The 16,546-nt window shown below is 38.0% G+C and carries 14 protein-coding genes; 13 read left to right on the top strand and 1 reads right to left on the bottom strand.

All coding sequences use genetic code 11. The annotated features are described in order from the left end of the window. The 4 genes from purM to purD are packed head-to-tail and all read left to right on the top strand — an operon-like array spanning nt 1 to nt 4,475. Nucleotides 1-1,035, top strand: a complete 1,035-nt coding sequence (purM, locus tag N0K80_RS02245) for a phosphoribosylformylglycinamidine cyclo-ligase (RefSeq protein ID WP_269023644.1) — start codon at nt 1-3, stop codon at nt 1,033-1,035. 4 nt (nt 1,036-1,039) lie between these two features. Beyond that, complete coding sequence (gene purN, locus N0K80_RS02240; RefSeq protein WP_269023732.1) at nt 1,040-1,603, top strand: phosphoribosylglycinamide formyltransferase; 564 nt, start codon at nt 1,040-1,042, stop codon at nt 1,601-1,603. A gap of 21 nt (nt 1,604-1,624) precedes the next feature. Further along, nucleotides 1,625-3,163 (top strand): bifunctional phosphoribosylaminoimidazolecarboxamide formyltransferase/IMP cyclohydrolase, encoded by a 1,539-nt coding sequence (gene purH / locus N0K80_RS02235; RefSeq protein WP_269023643.1) that lies wholly within the window; start codon nt 1,625-1,627, stop codon nt 3,161-3,163. A 49-nt stretch (nt 3,164-3,212) separates the two neighbouring features. Beyond that, complete coding sequence (purD, locus tag N0K80_RS02230) at nt 3,213-4,475, top strand: phosphoribosylamine--glycine ligase (RefSeq protein ID WP_269023642.1); 1,263 nt, start codon at nt 3,213-3,215, stop codon at nt 4,473-4,475. Between the two features lie 65 nt (nt 4,476-4,540). On the opposite strand, the gene N0K80_RS02225 is transcribed toward purD, so the two are convergent. Further along, complete coding sequence (locus N0K80_RS02225) at nt 4,541-4,744, bottom strand: cold shock domain-containing protein (protein WP_057973516.1); 204 nt, start codon at nt 4,742-4,744, stop codon at nt 4,541-4,543. A 135-nt stretch (nt 4,745-4,879) separates the two neighbouring features. Here N0K80_RS02225 and N0K80_RS02220 point away from each other — a divergent pair, with 135 nt between their 5' ends. The 9 genes from N0K80_RS02220 to carB all read left to right on the top strand — a co-directional run bounded on the left by N0K80_RS02220 (nt 4,880) and on the right by carB (nt 16,532). Then, nucleotides 4,880-6,538 (top strand): formate--tetrahydrofolate ligase, encoded by a 1,659-nt coding sequence (locus tag N0K80_RS02220; RefSeq protein ID WP_269023641.1) that lies wholly within the window; start codon nt 4,880-4,882, stop codon nt 6,536-6,538. Nucleotides 6,539-6,560: 22 nt separating this feature from the next. Further along, the gene (gene lspA, locus N0K80_RS02215) at nt 6,561-7,004 is read left to right on the top strand and encodes a signal peptidase II (RefSeq protein WP_269007835.1); all 444 of its coding nucleotides are present in this window, start codon (nt 6,561-6,563) and stop codon (nt 7,002-7,004) included. Further along, nucleotides 7,001-7,903, top strand: coding sequence for an RluA family pseudouridine synthase (locus N0K80_RS02210; RefSeq protein WP_269023640.1), 903 nt, complete (start codon nt 7,001-7,003; stop codon nt 7,901-7,903). Before lspA ends, N0K80_RS02210 begins: the two co-directional genes overlap by 4 nt. A gap of 154 nt (nt 7,904-8,057) precedes the next feature. Next, nucleotides 8,058-8,603, top strand: coding sequence for a bifunctional pyr operon transcriptional regulator/uracil phosphoribosyltransferase PyrR (pyrR, locus tag N0K80_RS02205; RefSeq protein ID WP_057973520.1), 546 nt, complete (start codon nt 8,058-8,060; stop codon nt 8,601-8,603). 132 nt (nt 8,604-8,735) lie between these two features. Next, entirely contained in the window at nt 8,736-10,010 is a 1,275-nt protein-coding gene (locus N0K80_RS02200; RefSeq protein ID WP_269023639.1) for a solute carrier family 23 protein, read from the top strand. A gap of 14 nt (nt 10,011-10,024) precedes the next feature. Further along, the gene (locus N0K80_RS02195; RefSeq protein WP_269023638.1) at nt 10,025-10,969 is read left to right on the top strand and encodes an aspartate carbamoyltransferase catalytic subunit; all 945 of its coding nucleotides are present in this window, start codon (nt 10,025-10,027) and stop codon (nt 10,967-10,969) included. 3 nt (nt 10,970-10,972) lie between these two features. After that, nucleotides 10,973-12,262: a dihydroorotase gene (locus N0K80_RS02190; protein WP_269023637.1), complete on the top strand. Its 1,290-nt coding sequence runs from the start codon at nt 10,973-10,975 to the stop codon at nt 12,260-12,262. Nucleotides 12,263-12,267: 5 nt separating this feature from the next. Continuing rightward, nucleotides 12,268-13,344 (top strand): carbamoyl phosphate synthase small subunit, encoded by a 1,077-nt coding sequence (locus tag N0K80_RS02185; RefSeq protein WP_269023636.1) that lies wholly within the window; start codon nt 12,268-12,270, stop codon nt 13,342-13,344. Nucleotides 13,345-13,346: 2 nt separating this feature from the next. Continuing rightward, complete coding sequence (carB, locus tag N0K80_RS02180) at nt 13,347-16,532, top strand: carbamoyl-phosphate synthase large subunit (protein ID WP_269023635.1); 3,186 nt, start codon at nt 13,347-13,349, stop codon at nt 16,530-16,532. Nucleotides 16,533-16,546: the final 14 nt, after the last annotated feature.

Raw genomic sequence — 16,546 nt, 5'->3', positions numbered from 1 at the left:
ATGGTAAATGCTTATCAAAAATCGGGTGTTGATGTAACTGCAGGATATGACGTTGTTAAGCGAATCAATAAGCAAATGTCATTAGTTAATGGAGCGAGTGACATTTCCGGATTTGGTGGACTGTTTGATCTGAGTACGAAACAGATTCAAGAACCACTGATGGTTTCAGGGACGGATGGCGTTGGCACAAAATTGATGGTAGCTTTTGAAGCAAACAAGCATGACACAATTGGTATTGACTGTGTGGCAATGTGTGTTAATGATATTGTCGCGCAGGGCGCAACGCCTTTATATTTCTTAGATTACTTAGCAACGGGTAAAACTAATCCCGAGAAAATCGAAAAAATTGTATCTGGCGTGATCAAGGGATGTCAAATAGCTCACATGGCCCTTATTGGTGGTGAAACGGCCGAAATGCCAGGGATGTATCAAGAAACACATTATGATATGGCAGGATTTGCAGTTGGGGTTGTCGAAAAACAACACTTAGTTGATGGACATTTAATTCAGGCCAATGACGTCTTAATCGGTATCTCATCCACGGGTATTCATTCGAACGGGTTTTCATTGGTTAGAAAAATATTCCTTGAAGATAATCGGTTTAAGTTAACTGAACCTCTACCAGAAAATCTAAATGAAACACTTGCTGAGACATTACTGACACCCACTAAAATATATGTTGATGACTTACGCCCTTTATTCCAAGCTAACCTGATTAAAGGTGCTGCTCATATTACGGGGGGCGGCTTCATTGAGAATATTCCAAGGATGTTACCCAATGGTCTTCAGGCAAAGATTCAATTAAATACGTGGCCAGTGTTACCTATTTTTGAGGCCATTGAAAAATATGGCGAGATCCCGCATTCGGACATGTACGAAATTTTTAACATGGGAATTGGGATGGTTTTAGCGGTCGGTGAATCTAAGGTAGAAGCTGTCTTGACGAGCCTAAATAAGCAAACGGTTCAAGCTTTTGAAATAGGACGTGTAGCCATTAAAACTAATGATGAAGTCATCAGTTTAGAGGGGGCCTGAAATGCTGAAAGTTGCTGTTTTTGCGTCAGGAACCGGGTCTAATTTTGAAAACATTGCGGATGATCAAACGCTGAAAGATAGGGGATTAAAAATTGAAATCCTGGTCTGTGATCGACCAAGAGCCGCCGTAATTGAAAAGGCTAGGCGTAGAGGAATCCAGACGTTCATCGTAAAACCTAAAGATTTTGAAAATCGAAACTATTATGAACAAGCAATTGTTAAGGAGTTAGCTAATTATCAAATTGACTTCATCCTGTTGGCAGGATATATGCGGGTAATAACAACTACGTTACTTGATGAGTATCCAATGAAAATAATTAATATTCATCCCGCTTTATTGCCTCTTTTTCCAGGAATTCATGGGATTGAAGATGCTTATAATGCTGGGGTAACCGAAACAGGTGTAACCATTCACTATATTGATGAAGGCGTAGATACGGGGCCAATTATTGCGCAACAAAAGGTCCCAGTCCTAGCACATGAAACGTTAAAACAATTAGAAGTTAAAATTCATCATATAGAACATCAGTTATATCCGAGTGTTATTTTGAATTTATTAAATAAATGATGAAAAGGGAGATTGATTAAGATGAGAAGAGCGTTGATAAGTGTTTCCGATAAAACAGGTATTATTGATTTTGCTGAAGGATTAATTGAGCGCGGCTTCGAACTTATTTCCACGGGTGGGACATTTAAAGCTTTGAAGAATGCAGGGCTTTCGGTTATTGAGGTTGAGAAAGTAACTCATTTTCCAGAAATGCTTGACGGGCGAGTTAAAACGTTACATCCTATGATTCATGGTGGTTTATTAGCGAAACGTGATAATCCCACGCATATGGCTAAATTAAAAAAAGAGTCGATTACGCCAATTGATTTAGTTTGTGTCAACTTATATCCTTTTAAAGAAACAATTGAAAAACCTAACATAATTGAGTCTGAAGCAATTGAACAGATTGATATTGGTGGCCCGGCAATGTTAAGGTCCGCCTCTAAAAATTTTCAATCAGTGTATGTTGTGGTTGATAAGGATGATTATGCGGCTGTTCTAATTGAACTTGACGGCGAAAAACAAAATCATCATTTTCGTCGTCAGTTGGCTGCCAAGGCATTTCGACATACAGCAGCATATGACGCGCTTATTGCAGATTATTTAACAAAAGAATTGGAAGTTGCTTTTCCTGAAAAATTATCGTTAACATATGATTTCAAGCAAGGGATGCGCTATGGTGAAAATGCTCATCAGAGTGCTGCTTTTTATCAGGCTGGGATACCTAATGTCTTTTCTATTGCCTCAGCTAAACAATTGCATGGTAAAGAATTATCATACAACAACATCAAGGACGCAGATGCTGCATTAAAGGTTGTTTCCGAGTTTAAACGTCCTGCTGTAGTAGCGATGAAACACATGAATCCTTGCGGCGTTGGTGTTGGCGAGAACATCTATGAAGCATGGCAAAAAGCATTTGATGCTGATAAAACATCTATTTTTGGTGGCATTATTGCCTTAAATCGTGAAGTCGATTTGGCGACCGCGACTGATTTACATCAGTTATTCTTAGAAATCATCATTGCACCTAGCTTTACTGATGAAGCTTATGATATTTTAACAAAAAAGAAAAATCTACGCGTGATGACACTCGATTTCAGTCAAAAGGATCAAGCTGATAAATATGAATATGTATCAGTTCTAGGGGGACTACTGGTTCAAGAACGTGATCAAGTCATCGATCAAATGTCAGAATTAAAAACGGTCACCGAAAAATTACCAACAATTGACGAGAAGGAAGCTCTGTTGTTTGCACAAAGAATTGTTAAACATGTTAAAAGTAATGCAATTGTGATAGCCACAAAAGATCAGACGTTGGGAATTGGGGCTGGCCAAATGAATCGTATTGGTTCCGTTAAAATTGCAATTGAACAAGCCCTTGAACATGGGATGGTAGAACCATTTGTTTTAGCTTCAGACGCTTATTTTCCGATGGACGATAGTGTTGAGTATGCTGCTGATCATGGCGTAACTGCAATTATTCAGCCGGGTGGATCGATTAAGGATCAGGATTCAATTGACATGGCTAACCGTAAGGCAATCGCAATGGTCTTTAGTGGTCGTCGTCACTTTAAACATTAATCAATTCAAGCAGGTTAAATGATTAATTCTGAAAGGATTATTGAATACTATGAAAATATTGGTGATTGGTTCTGGTGGTCGTGAGCATGCTATTGCGCGAAAATTCGTTGAAAGTAATACTGTATCTGAGGTTTATTGTCTTCCGGGAAATCCTGGGATGAGTAATAACGGGATTAAGTCAGTTAAAATTGATATAACTAATTTTAAGGATATAGCCAATTTTGCCCGTGAAAATGAAATCGATTGGACTTTCGTAGGTCCAGAAATCCCATTAATTGCCGGTATAACTGATTTTTTCCAGCAGGAGGGTTTAGCTATTTATGGGCCTTCGCAAGCTGCTGCTCAGTTAGAAGGATCTAAAGAATTTGCGAAACAAATTATGAAATCAGCTAACGTTCCGACGGCAGACTATCGAAGGTTCACAGACTACCAAATGGCAATGGATTACGTTGGTATGGAACCATTCCCGTTAGTTATTAAAGCAAACGGATTGGCTGGGGGGAAAGGAGTCGTTATCGCTCAAAACCACTCAGAGGCAAAGCATGCTTTAAATTCATTTTTACTGCAGCATCAATATGGTACGATAGAAGTTTTAATTGAAGAGTATCTTGAGGGAGAAGAATTCTCCTTAATGGCATTTATTGATCGCGACAAGGTTTATCCGATGCCTATCTCCCAAGATCATAAACGCGCATTTGAAGGAGATAACGGGCCAAATACTGGTGGAATGGGCGCCTATTGCCCCGTACCACAGATCTCTGAAGATATTGTTACGATGGCTATCCAAAAGATTGTGCAACCGACGGTAGATGAAATGATGAACAGGCGTATCCCATTTATGGGTATTTTATATGTCGGGTTAATTTTGACAAAAGCTGGACCTAAAGTAATTGAATATAATGTTCGATTTGGAGATCCCGAAACTGAAGTAGTAATTCCAAGATTAAAATCAGATTTGGCAGTAGTAATTTCGCAATTATTACAACATAAGGAACCGGTTCTCGAATGGGAAACGGAAGGGGTTACATTGGGAGTAGTGCTCGCTGCAGAAGGTTATCCGGAGCAGCCCTTGAAGAATATCGTATTACCAGGTCTTGAGGATTTTAAACCTATTGTTGATAAGATTGATTTTGCAGGTGTTGATACAGTCAAGAACGAGTTAGTCACCACTGGTGGACGAATTTATATTCTGCACGAAACGGGTTCAGATATAGTCGATGCACAAAAAAAGGTCTATAATTTAATGACTGATTTTGAGGTTCCGAAAACATTTTATCGGTTAGATATTGGTTATCGGGCCACAGTAAAATAAAAAATCATCCATCCTTACTTATGGGTACGAGTAAGGATGGATGATTTATCGTTTATGAAAGATTATTATTTTATAATTGTAACGTTGGCAGCTTGTAAACCACGGCTACCTTCTTTAACTTCAAATGTTACGTGTTGACCAGTTCCAAGGACCTTAAATGCGTCAGACTGTATAGCAGTGTAATGAACAAATATTTCTTGCTCATCACCATAAGCAATGAAGCCATAACCTTTTTGCGCGCTAAACCATTCAACAATACCAGATTCCATATCAAACGCCTCCCAAAATTGGTCATACAATTGAGTACCCTTCCAGTATATGTAACTTTAGTCCGTAGTGCAACTAATGACAATCGCCGTTTTCTCAGTTATACTTAAGAAATTGAATATGGAAGGATGATAAACTTGAACGATATAGAAATTGCACAAAAAAATGTGATGAAACCTATAGAAGATATAGCTAATGAGATTGGTTTGAAAAGAACTGATATTGAACCATATGGTAACTTCAAGGCGAAAATAAATTTACCTTTAGATTTACCTGAAAAAAAGGATTCTAAGTTGATTCTAGTCACTGCAATTAGTCCCACTCCAGCTGGAGAAGGTAAATCAACGGTAACTGTTGGTTTAGGGGATGCTATGCATCGTTTAAATAAAAAAGTTATGATTGCACTCAGGGAACCTTCATTAGGCCCGGTTATGGGGATGAAAGGTGGCGCAACTGGTGGTGGTTATTCTCAGGTTGTTCCAATGGAAGATATCAATTTGCATTTTACGGGTGATATGCATGCTTTGACAACCGCAAATAATACATTGGCTGCCTTAATCGATAATCATATTCAACAAGGTAATGATTTAAAAATTGATCAAAGACGAATTATTTGGAAACGAGTCCTTGATATTAATGATCGCGCACTTCGAAATGTCGTTGTAGGTCTTGGTGGCCCAATGCAAGGTGTGCCTAGAGAAGATGGATTTGATATCACGGTCGCTAGCGAATTAATGGCTATTTTATGTTTGGCAAAAGATATTAAAGATTTAAAATCTAGGATAAATGGTATAGTTGTAGCATACAATTATGATAAAAAACCAATTACTGTATCTGATTTGGGAGTGACAGGTGCAATTAGTCTGTTACTAAAAGATGCGATTAAACCTAACTTAGTCCAGACATTAGAACATACACCCGCAGTTATTCACGGCGGTCCCTTTGCTAATATTGCGCATGGATGTAATAGCGTTCTCGCAACACAGACGGCACTTCAATTGGGTGACTACGCAATTACAGAAGCTGGATTTGGTGCTGATTTAGGTGCCGAAAAATTCCTCGATATCAAGACACCAGTTTTAGGTAAGACGCCAGATACAATTGTTATTGTGGCCACAATTCGTGCGTTAAAAATGCATGGTGGTGTTTCTAAAACTGATTTAGAATTAGAAGATGTCGATGCATTAAAAGTAGGGTTTTCAAACTTGAAAAAGCACGTTGAAAATATGCAACGTTACAATATTCCAGTTGTTGTTGCTATTAACAAGTTTACTGCTGATACGAATCTTGAAGTACAAACGTTGATTGATCTTTCTGCCGAAATTGGTGTTTCTGCTGTACCCGCAGACGTATGGGGTCAAGGTGGTACCGGCGCAATTGATTTAGCCAATAAAGTGATTGAAACAACAAGTGAGGTTCATGAATTTAAGGCATTATATGAAGCCGACGATTCCGCAGAAACTAAAATTGAAAAAATTGTTAAAACAATCTATGGCGGTACTAATGTTGAGTACGCACCTAAGGCAAAACAACAATTACGCCAGTTTAATGAACTTGGTTGGGACAAATTACCAATTTGCATGGCAAAAACGCAGTATTCGTTATCTGATAATGCTAAACTGTTAGGAGCACCCACCGATTTTACGATTCATATTCGTGAGTTTAATCCTAAACTGGGTTCACAGTTCTTAGTTGCTCTAACTGGTAATGTATTAACAATGCCAGGATTGCCCAAAGTACCTGCTGCGAACCATATGGATATTGATGATAACGGTGTAATTTCAGGACTATATTAATGAATAATTAAGAGGGTTTAATATGTTTATATATGCACTGTTAGCGGCAATTATATTAGTTGCCGACCAAGTTGTGAAATACGTCGTCTCAGCAAATATTGCGTTAGATACGAGTCAAACGGTTATACCTAATCTATTTTCTATCGCGAATATTAGAAATGATGGGGCAGCTTGGAGTTTAATGGCTGGTAAGCAATGGTTCTTTTTCATTGTTTCCATTTTGGCTTTAGGATTGATGCTTTATTATTTCTACAAATATAGAGCAAATACAGGATATAAAATTAGTATTGCTTTAATGATCGCTGGAACACTTGGTAACTTCATCGACCGTTTGAGATTTGGCTATGTCGTAGACATGTTTCAAACCGATTTCGTTAACTTTCCAATTTTTAATGTGGCGGATATGTCGTTAACGGTCGGAGTTATTATTTTATTAATAATTGTTTTAAAGGAAGACGATAAATGACAGAATTAGTGATTCAAAATGAAACGGGACGGCTTGATAAAGTTGTCTCACAGTTAATGCCTGAAATATCTAGATCTAAATTACAACATTGGATTAGAAGTGGCGACGTATTAGTTAACGGGAAAATGGAAAAAAGTAAATATGATGTTCAATCGGGTGACAAAATTAGTTTAATTGAACCGGATCCTGTTGCATTAGATTTAGTACCCCAGGATATCCCGTTAGACATTGTCTACGAAGATGACGACGTTATTGTTGTCAATAAACCGCAAGGCATGGTCGTGCATCCATCACCGGGGCATCCAGATGGGACATTAGTAAATGCGTTATTATTCCACAGTCCATTATCAACAATTAATGGCGCATTCAGACCAGGAATTGTTCACCGAATCGATAAAGATACGTCCGGACTTTTAATGGTTGCTAAAAATGATAAGGCACATCAATCATTGGCTGCCCAATTAAAGGCAAAAACGAATGTCCGTGAATATATCGCATTAGTCCATCAGCCAATTAAAGAGGAGTCGGGTATTATTAAGGCACCACTTGGTCGCTCACCTAGAGATCGAATGAAGCAGGCCGTAGTCGAAGATGGTCGTCCAGCCGTTACGCATTTTAAGGTAGAGAAAAATTATGAAAATTACTCCCTTATTAAATGCCAATTAGAGACGGGACGTACACATCAGATTCGCGTTCACATGCAATACATTGGGCATCCAGTTGTTGGTGATCCATTATACGGACCGCGTAAAACGATAAAAGGACGTGGCCAATTTTTACATGCTGCTAAACTTGGCTTTAAACATCCCACAACTGGGGAAGAGCTTATTTTTGAAGTACCAATCCCACCTATTTTTAAAAGCACCCTAGATTATCTTGACAAAACAAATTCTATCTAGTAATATAAAAACCAATAAAGATCCTTTAAAATAGTCCCGTGAGACTAAAAGGTAACACACAAATAGATTTCTCTTTGTAGAAGTCTGCCTCTTAGTCTAAGTATTTTTAGATTGGGAGGCTTTTTTATTGGACAAAATGAGGAGGAAATGGTGAATGGCAAAAGAAGTAATAGATTCATTAGCAATGAAGCGTGCCTTAACACGAATGACATACGAAATTATTGAAAAGAATAAAGGAATCGATAATCTTGTATTAATTGGAATTAAGACAAGAGGAATCTATTTAGCAAAACGTATCGCAGATCGTTTAAAACAACTTGAAGGCGCGGACGTTTTAGTTGGATCGTTAGATATTGAACTTTACCGTGATGATCGTCATGACGCGAGTCTAGGTAATGAACCAACGATCAATACTAAAGGTAGCCAAATTGATTTCGATATTACTGGAAAGCAAGTTATTTTAATTGATGATGTGTTATTTACCGGTCGTACAATTAGAGCAGCTCTTGATGCGTTAATGGATCAGGGCCGCCCACAAACAATTAATTTGGCTGTCCTTGTTGATAGAGGTCACAGAGAATTACCCATAAGAGCAGATTTTGTTGGTAAAAATATTCCCACTTCACCAGATGAACAGATTTCAGTATCAGTAGAAGAAGTTGATGGCAAAGACTCAATTGAAATTGAAAGAATTAAATAATAAATCGTTAAATTGTTCCAGAGAGAGCAAACGATTTAGAAACGCGACATGGAATTAGTTTAAGTCGGGTTTCAACTTCGAAGGCATCTCTCTATAGAGGTGCTTTTTTTATACAGAAAGGAAATGATTAAAATGGCAGAAAAATTTAGAAATGAAGATGCAATACTTGATATTCATGATAAACCGTCGTTCGGACAATGGATGGGGCTATCAATTCAGCATTTATTTACAATGTTTGGTGCAACAGTTTTAGTACCAATCTTAGTTGGGCTAAACCCAAGTATTGCCCTATTTAGTTCAGGGGTCGGGACGTTAGTTTATATCGGAATCACTAATGGTAAAATACCGGCTTATCTTGGATCGAGTTTTGCTTTTATCGCCGTGATGCAAATGTTAATGAAAACGTCTGGATATCCGGCAGTTGCTCAAGGAACTATCTCAGCCGGACTCGTTTATCTGATTGTTTCAATTATCATTGGGAAAGTTGGATCGGGGTGGCTCGATCGAATTCTACCGGCGGTTGTTGTTGGTCCTGTTGTAATGGTCATCGGGTTGTCTATGGCGACAACAGCGGCAAGCAATGCAATGTTGAACTCTGGTACCTACGATATTAAATACGTCTGGGTCGCAATCTTTACTTTGGCAATTACAATTTTCTTCAACATGTATCTTAAAGGATTTATAAGTTTAATTCCTATCTTACTGGGAATCGTCTGCGGGTACATTATGGCAGTCTTATGCGGTATCGTTGATTTTTCTACGGTAGAGAAGGCAAACTGGTTTACATTACCTGCATTCAACGTAGCATTCATAAATTATCAACCTAAAATTTATTGGAGCGCAATTATTGGTATGGCGCCTATTGCATTTGTCACAATGACGGAACATATGGGTCATATCATGGTCTTAAATAAATTAACAAAGAGAAACTTCTTTAAAAATCCTGGATTAAACAGAACATTGTTAGGTGATGGTGTGTCATCAATTATCGCTGGATTCGTTGGGGGTCCACCAACAACATCATATGGTGAAAATATTGGTGTTTTAGCCATGACTAAAGTTCACAGTATCTGGGTGATTGGTGGTGCCGCATTCTTCGCAATTATCTTTAGTTTCGTTGGAAAAATAAGTGCACTGATTCAAAGTATTCCAGGGCCAGTTATTGGTGGAATTAGTTTCTTACTCTTCGGAGTCATTGCTTCAAGCGGTTTAAGAATCTTAATTGATAATCAAATTGATTATGAAAAAAAACGTAATTTAATGATTACTGCTAGCATTTTAGTATTAGGTATAGGTGGTATGTACTTAAAAGTTGGAGATTTACAGTTAACAAGTATCGCACTTGCAACAGTCGTTGGTATTGCATTAAATCTTATTTTACCTAAAGAAGCTAAAAGCGAAAAATAATAGGAGATGATATTTTGTTAAATAAAAAGACAAATTTAGTTCAGTTACAACATTTGGTATCAATTGAAGACTTATCTACGGAAGAAGTTGAGGCATTAATTGAAAGAGCCGAAAAATTTAAACAAAATCCGTCATTATTTAACTTAAAACATCCCATCTATACAACAAATTTATTTTTTGAAAATAGTACGAGAACACATAGCAGCTTTGAGGTTGCGGAACAACGAATGAAATTAAATATTGTCTCGTTTAATCCAAGTATTAGTGCAGTAAGTAAAGGCGAGACACTGTATGATACGGTTCTAACAATGGGTGCAATTGGCACACAAATTGCGGTCATTCGTCATCCTGAAAACGAATATTACCAACAATTAATTGGCGAGAACGATTTGGGTGTTGGTATTATCAATGGCGGAGATGGAAGTGGTCAACATCCGTCACAATGCCTGCTTGATATGATGACTATCAAAGAAGAATTTGGGACGTTCAAAGATCTAAAAGTCGCAATTGTGGGTGATCTCACTAATTCAAGAGTGGCGAAAAGTAACATGCAGTTATTGAAAAAATTAGGTGCATCATTATACTTCTCGGGTCCGAAGGAATGGTTTTCCGAAGAATTTGCTGAGTACGGTCAGTACTTAGAGATGGATGAATTAGTTGCCGAAGTAGATGTCATGATGATGTTGCGCGTTCAACATGAGCGCCACGCCGATGATAGTAAATTTTCAAAACAGAACTATCACGAAAAATTTGGATTAAGTATTGAACGTGGTAAGAAGTTAAAAGCAGGATCCATCATTATGCATCCTGGTCCGATTAATCGCGACGTTGAATTAGCAAGTGACTTAGTTGAATGTGAGCAATCACGATTTGTTAAACAAATGACGAATGGTGTTTTTGTTAGAATGGCTATTTTAGAAGCAGTTATTAACGGTCGTCATCTTATGGAGGCAGATTAATTTATGAAAAAATTAATTAAAAATGGCACACTTTTCTTAAATCACACTTTTACGCAACAGGATTTACTGATTGAAGATGACAAAATAAAAGCAATCGGGATAGATTTGGCAGACGAATTTTCGGATATTGATTTAATTATTGATGCAAAAGGATTAATTGTAACCCCCGGATTAGTTGATGTTCACGTTCATTATCGCGAACCAGGATTTGAATATAAGGAAACAATTAAAACGGGGAGTTTAGCCGCTGCGCATGGTGGTTTTACTACGGTAGGTGCAATGCCAAACCTAGATCCCGTTCCGGATACTGTTGCACATTTTGAAGAAATAAAAAGACGAAATAAAAAAGACGGTCAGGTTCATATTCAACAATACGCCGCAATTACTAAAGATAGAACGTCAGAGGAACTGGTTGATTTTGAAGGTTTAAAAAAGGCTGGTGCCTTTGCCTTCACGAATGATGGATCAGGGATTCAAACGGCGGGAACAATGTATCTCGCAATGAAGGAGGCAGCACGAGTTAAACTGCCGCTTGTCTCACACGTTGAAGATAATTCGTTATTATTTGGTGGGGTCATGAACGAGGGTGTACGGGCTAAAAATCTGGGACTACCTGGCATAATGGGTATCGTAGAATCGTCACAATTAGCACGTGACCTGATGCTTGCACAAAAAACAGGTGTACATTATCATATGTGTCACGTTTCCACGAAGGAAAGCGTTGAATTAATTCGAATAGCTAAGAGCCATGGGATAAATGTTACATGTGAAGTTTCACCGCATCACTTATTATTAACAGATTCGGATATTCATATGGATAATGGAAATTATAAAATGAACCCACCTTTAAGGACAGAAGATGATAGATTGGCCTTAATCGAAGGATTGTTGGATGGCACAATTGATATGATTGCGACGGATCACGCACCACACAGTGAAGAGGAAAAGCAAGGCAGTATGATTGACGCGGCTTTTGGCATTACAGGAAGCGAAACGGCATTTTCGTTGTTATATACAAAAATGGTTAAAACCGGCATTTTAACTTTAACGCAACTAATCATTTTAATGAGTGAAAATCCGTCGAAAACTTTCAACTTAGAAAGCGGTTTGCTAGAACCAGGAATGATGGCTGACATTTCACTTTTTGATATTAGTCATGAACAAACAATACGAGAATCAGACTACATATCTAAGGGTAAGAATACACCTTTCACTGGACAAAAAATATACGGTACAACAATTGTGACACTGGTTAGTGGTGAGATTAAATATGATAATCGAAAGGTTGAGTAAAAGTCATGAAGCGATTCTTAATTTTGGAAGACGGAAGTATCTTCAAGGGATTTAGTTTTGGTGCTGTAGCTTCTACCACTGGAGAAGTTGTTTTTACTACGGGAATGACAGGGTATCAAGAAGCAATTACGGATCAATCATTCAGCAATCAGATTATAACGTTTACCAACCCAATAATCGGTAATTATGGTATTAATATGGATGACTATGAGTCGATAGAACCTTCCTGTAAAGGTGTGATTGTTAACAATGTTGCCAGAGTCTCCAGTAACTGGCGTCAACAATTAACTTTAGATGAATTTTTAAAACAAAAGGATATTCCGGGTATATATGGAATTGATACACGGGAATTAACAAAGAAGTTACGAAGCGTTGGGACAATGAAGGGCAGTATTATTGATGCAGATGCCGACATAGAGCATGCATTTGATGCTATGAATGCGACCGTACTCAATCAAAATATTGTGCAACAGGTTTCAACGACGAGAGCATACCCTAATCCCGGAACAAAGTTAAACATTGTCCTGATTGATTTTGGCTTAAAACATAGTATTTTGCGAGAGTTATCAAAGCGAGATTGTAACGTAATTGTTCTGCCTTACAATGCAACTGCGAAGCAAATATCTGATTTACAGCCGGATGGCGTTTTATTATCAAATGGGCCGGGAGATCCCAAAAATTTACCAGAAGTAGTTGAAATGATAAAAGAGATTCAGACTAAGTTTCCAATCTTTGGTATTTGCCTGGGTCATCAACTCTTTGCGCTAGCAAACGGTGCAGATACATACAAAATGAAATTTGGTCATCGTGGATTTAATCACCCGGTTAGAGAAATTGCAACTGGACGAATCGATTTTACTTCACAAAATCATGGCTTTGCAGTTGACAGTGACTCTATTGATTCAGATAAGTTGCTGGTCACGCACCGTGAAATTAATGATGAAACTGTTGAAGGAATTAAACATAAAACTGATCCGGCATTTAGCGTCCAATTCCATCCGGATGCCGCACCTGGGCCCCATGATGCAGATTATTTATTTGATGAATTTATTGAACTAATAAACCGAGTTGGGAGAAAATAATTATGCCGAAGAGAAACGATATTCATAAAATAATGGTACTGGGATCTGGGCCAATTATTATAGGTCAAGCAGCAGAGTTTGATTATTCTGGTACTCAAGCGTGTTTGTCATTAAAAGAAGAAGGGTATGAAGTTGTTCTCGTAAACTCTAATCCGGCTACAATCATGACAGATAAAGAAGTTGCCGACGAGGTATATATTGAACCTTTAACGGTATCGTCTGTTTCGGGCATCCTACGTAAAGAATATCCAGATGCAATTCTACCAACATTGGGCGGACAAATCGGTCTAAATTTGGCAATGGAATTATCAAAATCGGGAATTCTAGATGAACTTAACATTGAATTGTTAGGGACAAAATTAAAATCGATTGATCAAGCTGAAGATCGCGAACAATTCAAACAATTAATGCAAGAATTAAATGAACCTATTCCAGACTCATTAACGGTCGAAACAGTAGAGCGCGCGATTGAATTTGCGGATATTGCAGGATATCCAGTTATTGTCCGACCCGCGTTTACAATGGGAGGTACTGGTGGTGGCTTATGTAAGACAGTTGATGAACTCAGAAAAACGGTCATCAACGGCTTAGAATTGTCTCCGACGACTCAATGCTTGATAGAAAAGAGTATTGCAGGATACAAGGAAATAGAATTTGAAGTCATGCGTGATCATGCGGATAATGCGATTGTCGTTTGTAGCATGGAGAATTTTGATCCAGTCGGTATTCATACCGGCGATTCAATTGTTTTTGCGCCAACGCAAACTTTATCTGACAGAGAGTATCAAATGTTACGCGATGTTTCATTAAAACTGATTAGAGCACTGAAAATTGAAGGTGGTTGTAATGTACAACTTGCGCTTGATCCCAACAGTTTTAAGTATAATATTATAGAAGTTAATCCACGCGTTAGCCGTTCATCGGCTTTGGCTTCAAAGGCAACAGGTTACCCAATCGCGAAGATTGCTGCCAAAATCGCCGTAGGATTGAACTTAGATGAAATTTTAAATCCAGTGACTAAAACAACCTTTGCGGAATTCGAACCAGCCTTAGATTATGTTGTTGCTAAAATTCCACGCTGGCCATTTGATAAATTTAACCACGCAAACCGTTCGCTTGGAACGCAAATGAAAGCCACCGGTGAGGTTATGGCAATTGGTCGTAATATGGAAGAAAGCATATTGAAAGCAATTCGTTCTTTAGAAATTGATGAAGATTATTTGCAATTGAGCGGTGCGGATAGTCAAACTGATTCTGAATTAGAAAACCAATTGGTTAATGCAACTGACCAAAGAATCTTCTATTTAGCAGAAGCAATCCGACGAGAATATACAATTGAAGAGATATCCGAGCTCACCAAAATTAATTTAGTATTTTTAGATAAATTAAAACATATTATCGAAATTGAGATGGCATTGAGTATAACAAATACGGATATAGATGTACTTACTGATGCAAAGATTCATGGATTTAGTGATAAGACAATTGCTAATATCTGGCAAACAACTGCTGATGCCGTTAGAGCGACTCGAAAAGAAAATAAGATTGTTCCGGTTTATAAAATGGTTGATACATGTGCCGCAGAATTTGAATCGTCAACACCTTATTTTTATAGCACATATGAACACGAAAATGAGAGTGTTAAGAGTCAGAAACAAGCAATTATGGTTATTGGATCTGGTCCCATTCGAATTGGTCAAGGCGTTGAGTTTGATTATGCAACGGTTCACTGTGTCAGAGCGATTCGAGACGCTGGGTACGAAGCAATTATTATGAATAGTAATCCGGAAACTGTTTCAACTGATTTTTCTATCGCGGACAAATTGTATTTTGAACCGTTAACGTTAGAAGATGTTTTAAATGTTATTGATGTTGATAGGCCTTTAGGCGTTATCGTTCAGTTTGGTGGGCAAACTGCAATTAATCTTGCCGAGGGTTTACAGCAACAAGGCGTTAAAATCTTGGGAACATCTGTTAAAAATTTGGACCGTGCCGAGGATAGAGAGTCATTTAATCAAGCAATTAAAAAACTGGGCTTAAAACAACCCGTTGGTATGACTGCAACGACTCAGGATGAAGTAATTAAACGAGCTACGGAAATTGGATACCCTGTGCTTGTTAGACCTAGTTATGTTTTAGGTGGGCGCGCAATGGAAATTATTCAGAATACCACAGAGCTTAAACATTATTTGCTTAATAATGTTAAGGTAGCTCCTCAGCATCCTATTTTAATTGATAGTTATCTAGAGGGTATTGAGTGTGAAGTTGATGCGATTTGTGATGGCACGTCGGTTCTAGTACCTGGAATCATGGAACATATTGAACATGCCGGAATTCATTCAGGCGATTCAATGGCAGTTTATCCGTCTCAACATTTATCAGATAAAATTAAGGCAGAAATCGTAACTGCAACTAAAAAAATTGCTCTTGAACTAAAATGCGTTGGATTAATGAATCTTCAGTTTATTGTCCATCAAGATGAATTATATATTTTAGAAGTTAATCCAAGGGCTAGTCGAACGGTCCCATTTTTAAGCAAAGTTACCGGAATTAAAATGACTCAAGTCGCAACCAAGATTATTTTAGGCCACGACTTGCAAGAACAGGGATACAAAGATGGTTTGTTTGAAGAACCCAATGTAATACATGTGAAGGCTCCCGTCTTCTCGTTCAGTAAATTGAACGACGTTGACCCATTTCTCGGACCAGAAATGAAATCAACTGGAGAAGTTATGGGAACAGATCATTCTTTCCCTAAGGCTCTTTATAAAGCATTTGTTGCAGCAAACGTTAATCTTGCAGGTAACGGGTCTATTCTATTAAATATAAATGATAAAAATAAAAACGAAGCATTACCACTTGTTAAACAATTTGTTTCTCTTGGTTATCAAATTGTAACGTCAGCCAAAATGACTCAATTTTTCATGGAAAACCAAGTTAAGACGGTCACCAGTACTAAATCGACAGCCGTTGATGGTCAATTAAACGATATCAGCGAGTTAATTCAATCTGGAACGGTTCAATTCGTTATCGATACGCTATCTGACGATCACGATAAAGACTCTTACGGATACCAAGTCCGAAAAATGGCAATCATGCAACACATTCCATTATTCACATCGCTGCAAACCGTTAGTACCGTAATCATGTCCTTAGAAAGTCAGGCATTTTCAGTATCCACGTTATAAAACATAAGGGGGAA

The organism is Dellaglioa carnosa (assembly GCF_026948345.1).
GTDB lineage: Bacteria > Bacillota > Bacilli > Lactobacillales > Lactobacillaceae > Dellaglioa > Dellaglioa algida.
The sequence above is the reverse complement of the archived record's forward strand: the minus strand, read 5'-3'. Positions and strand labels throughout refer to the sequence as shown.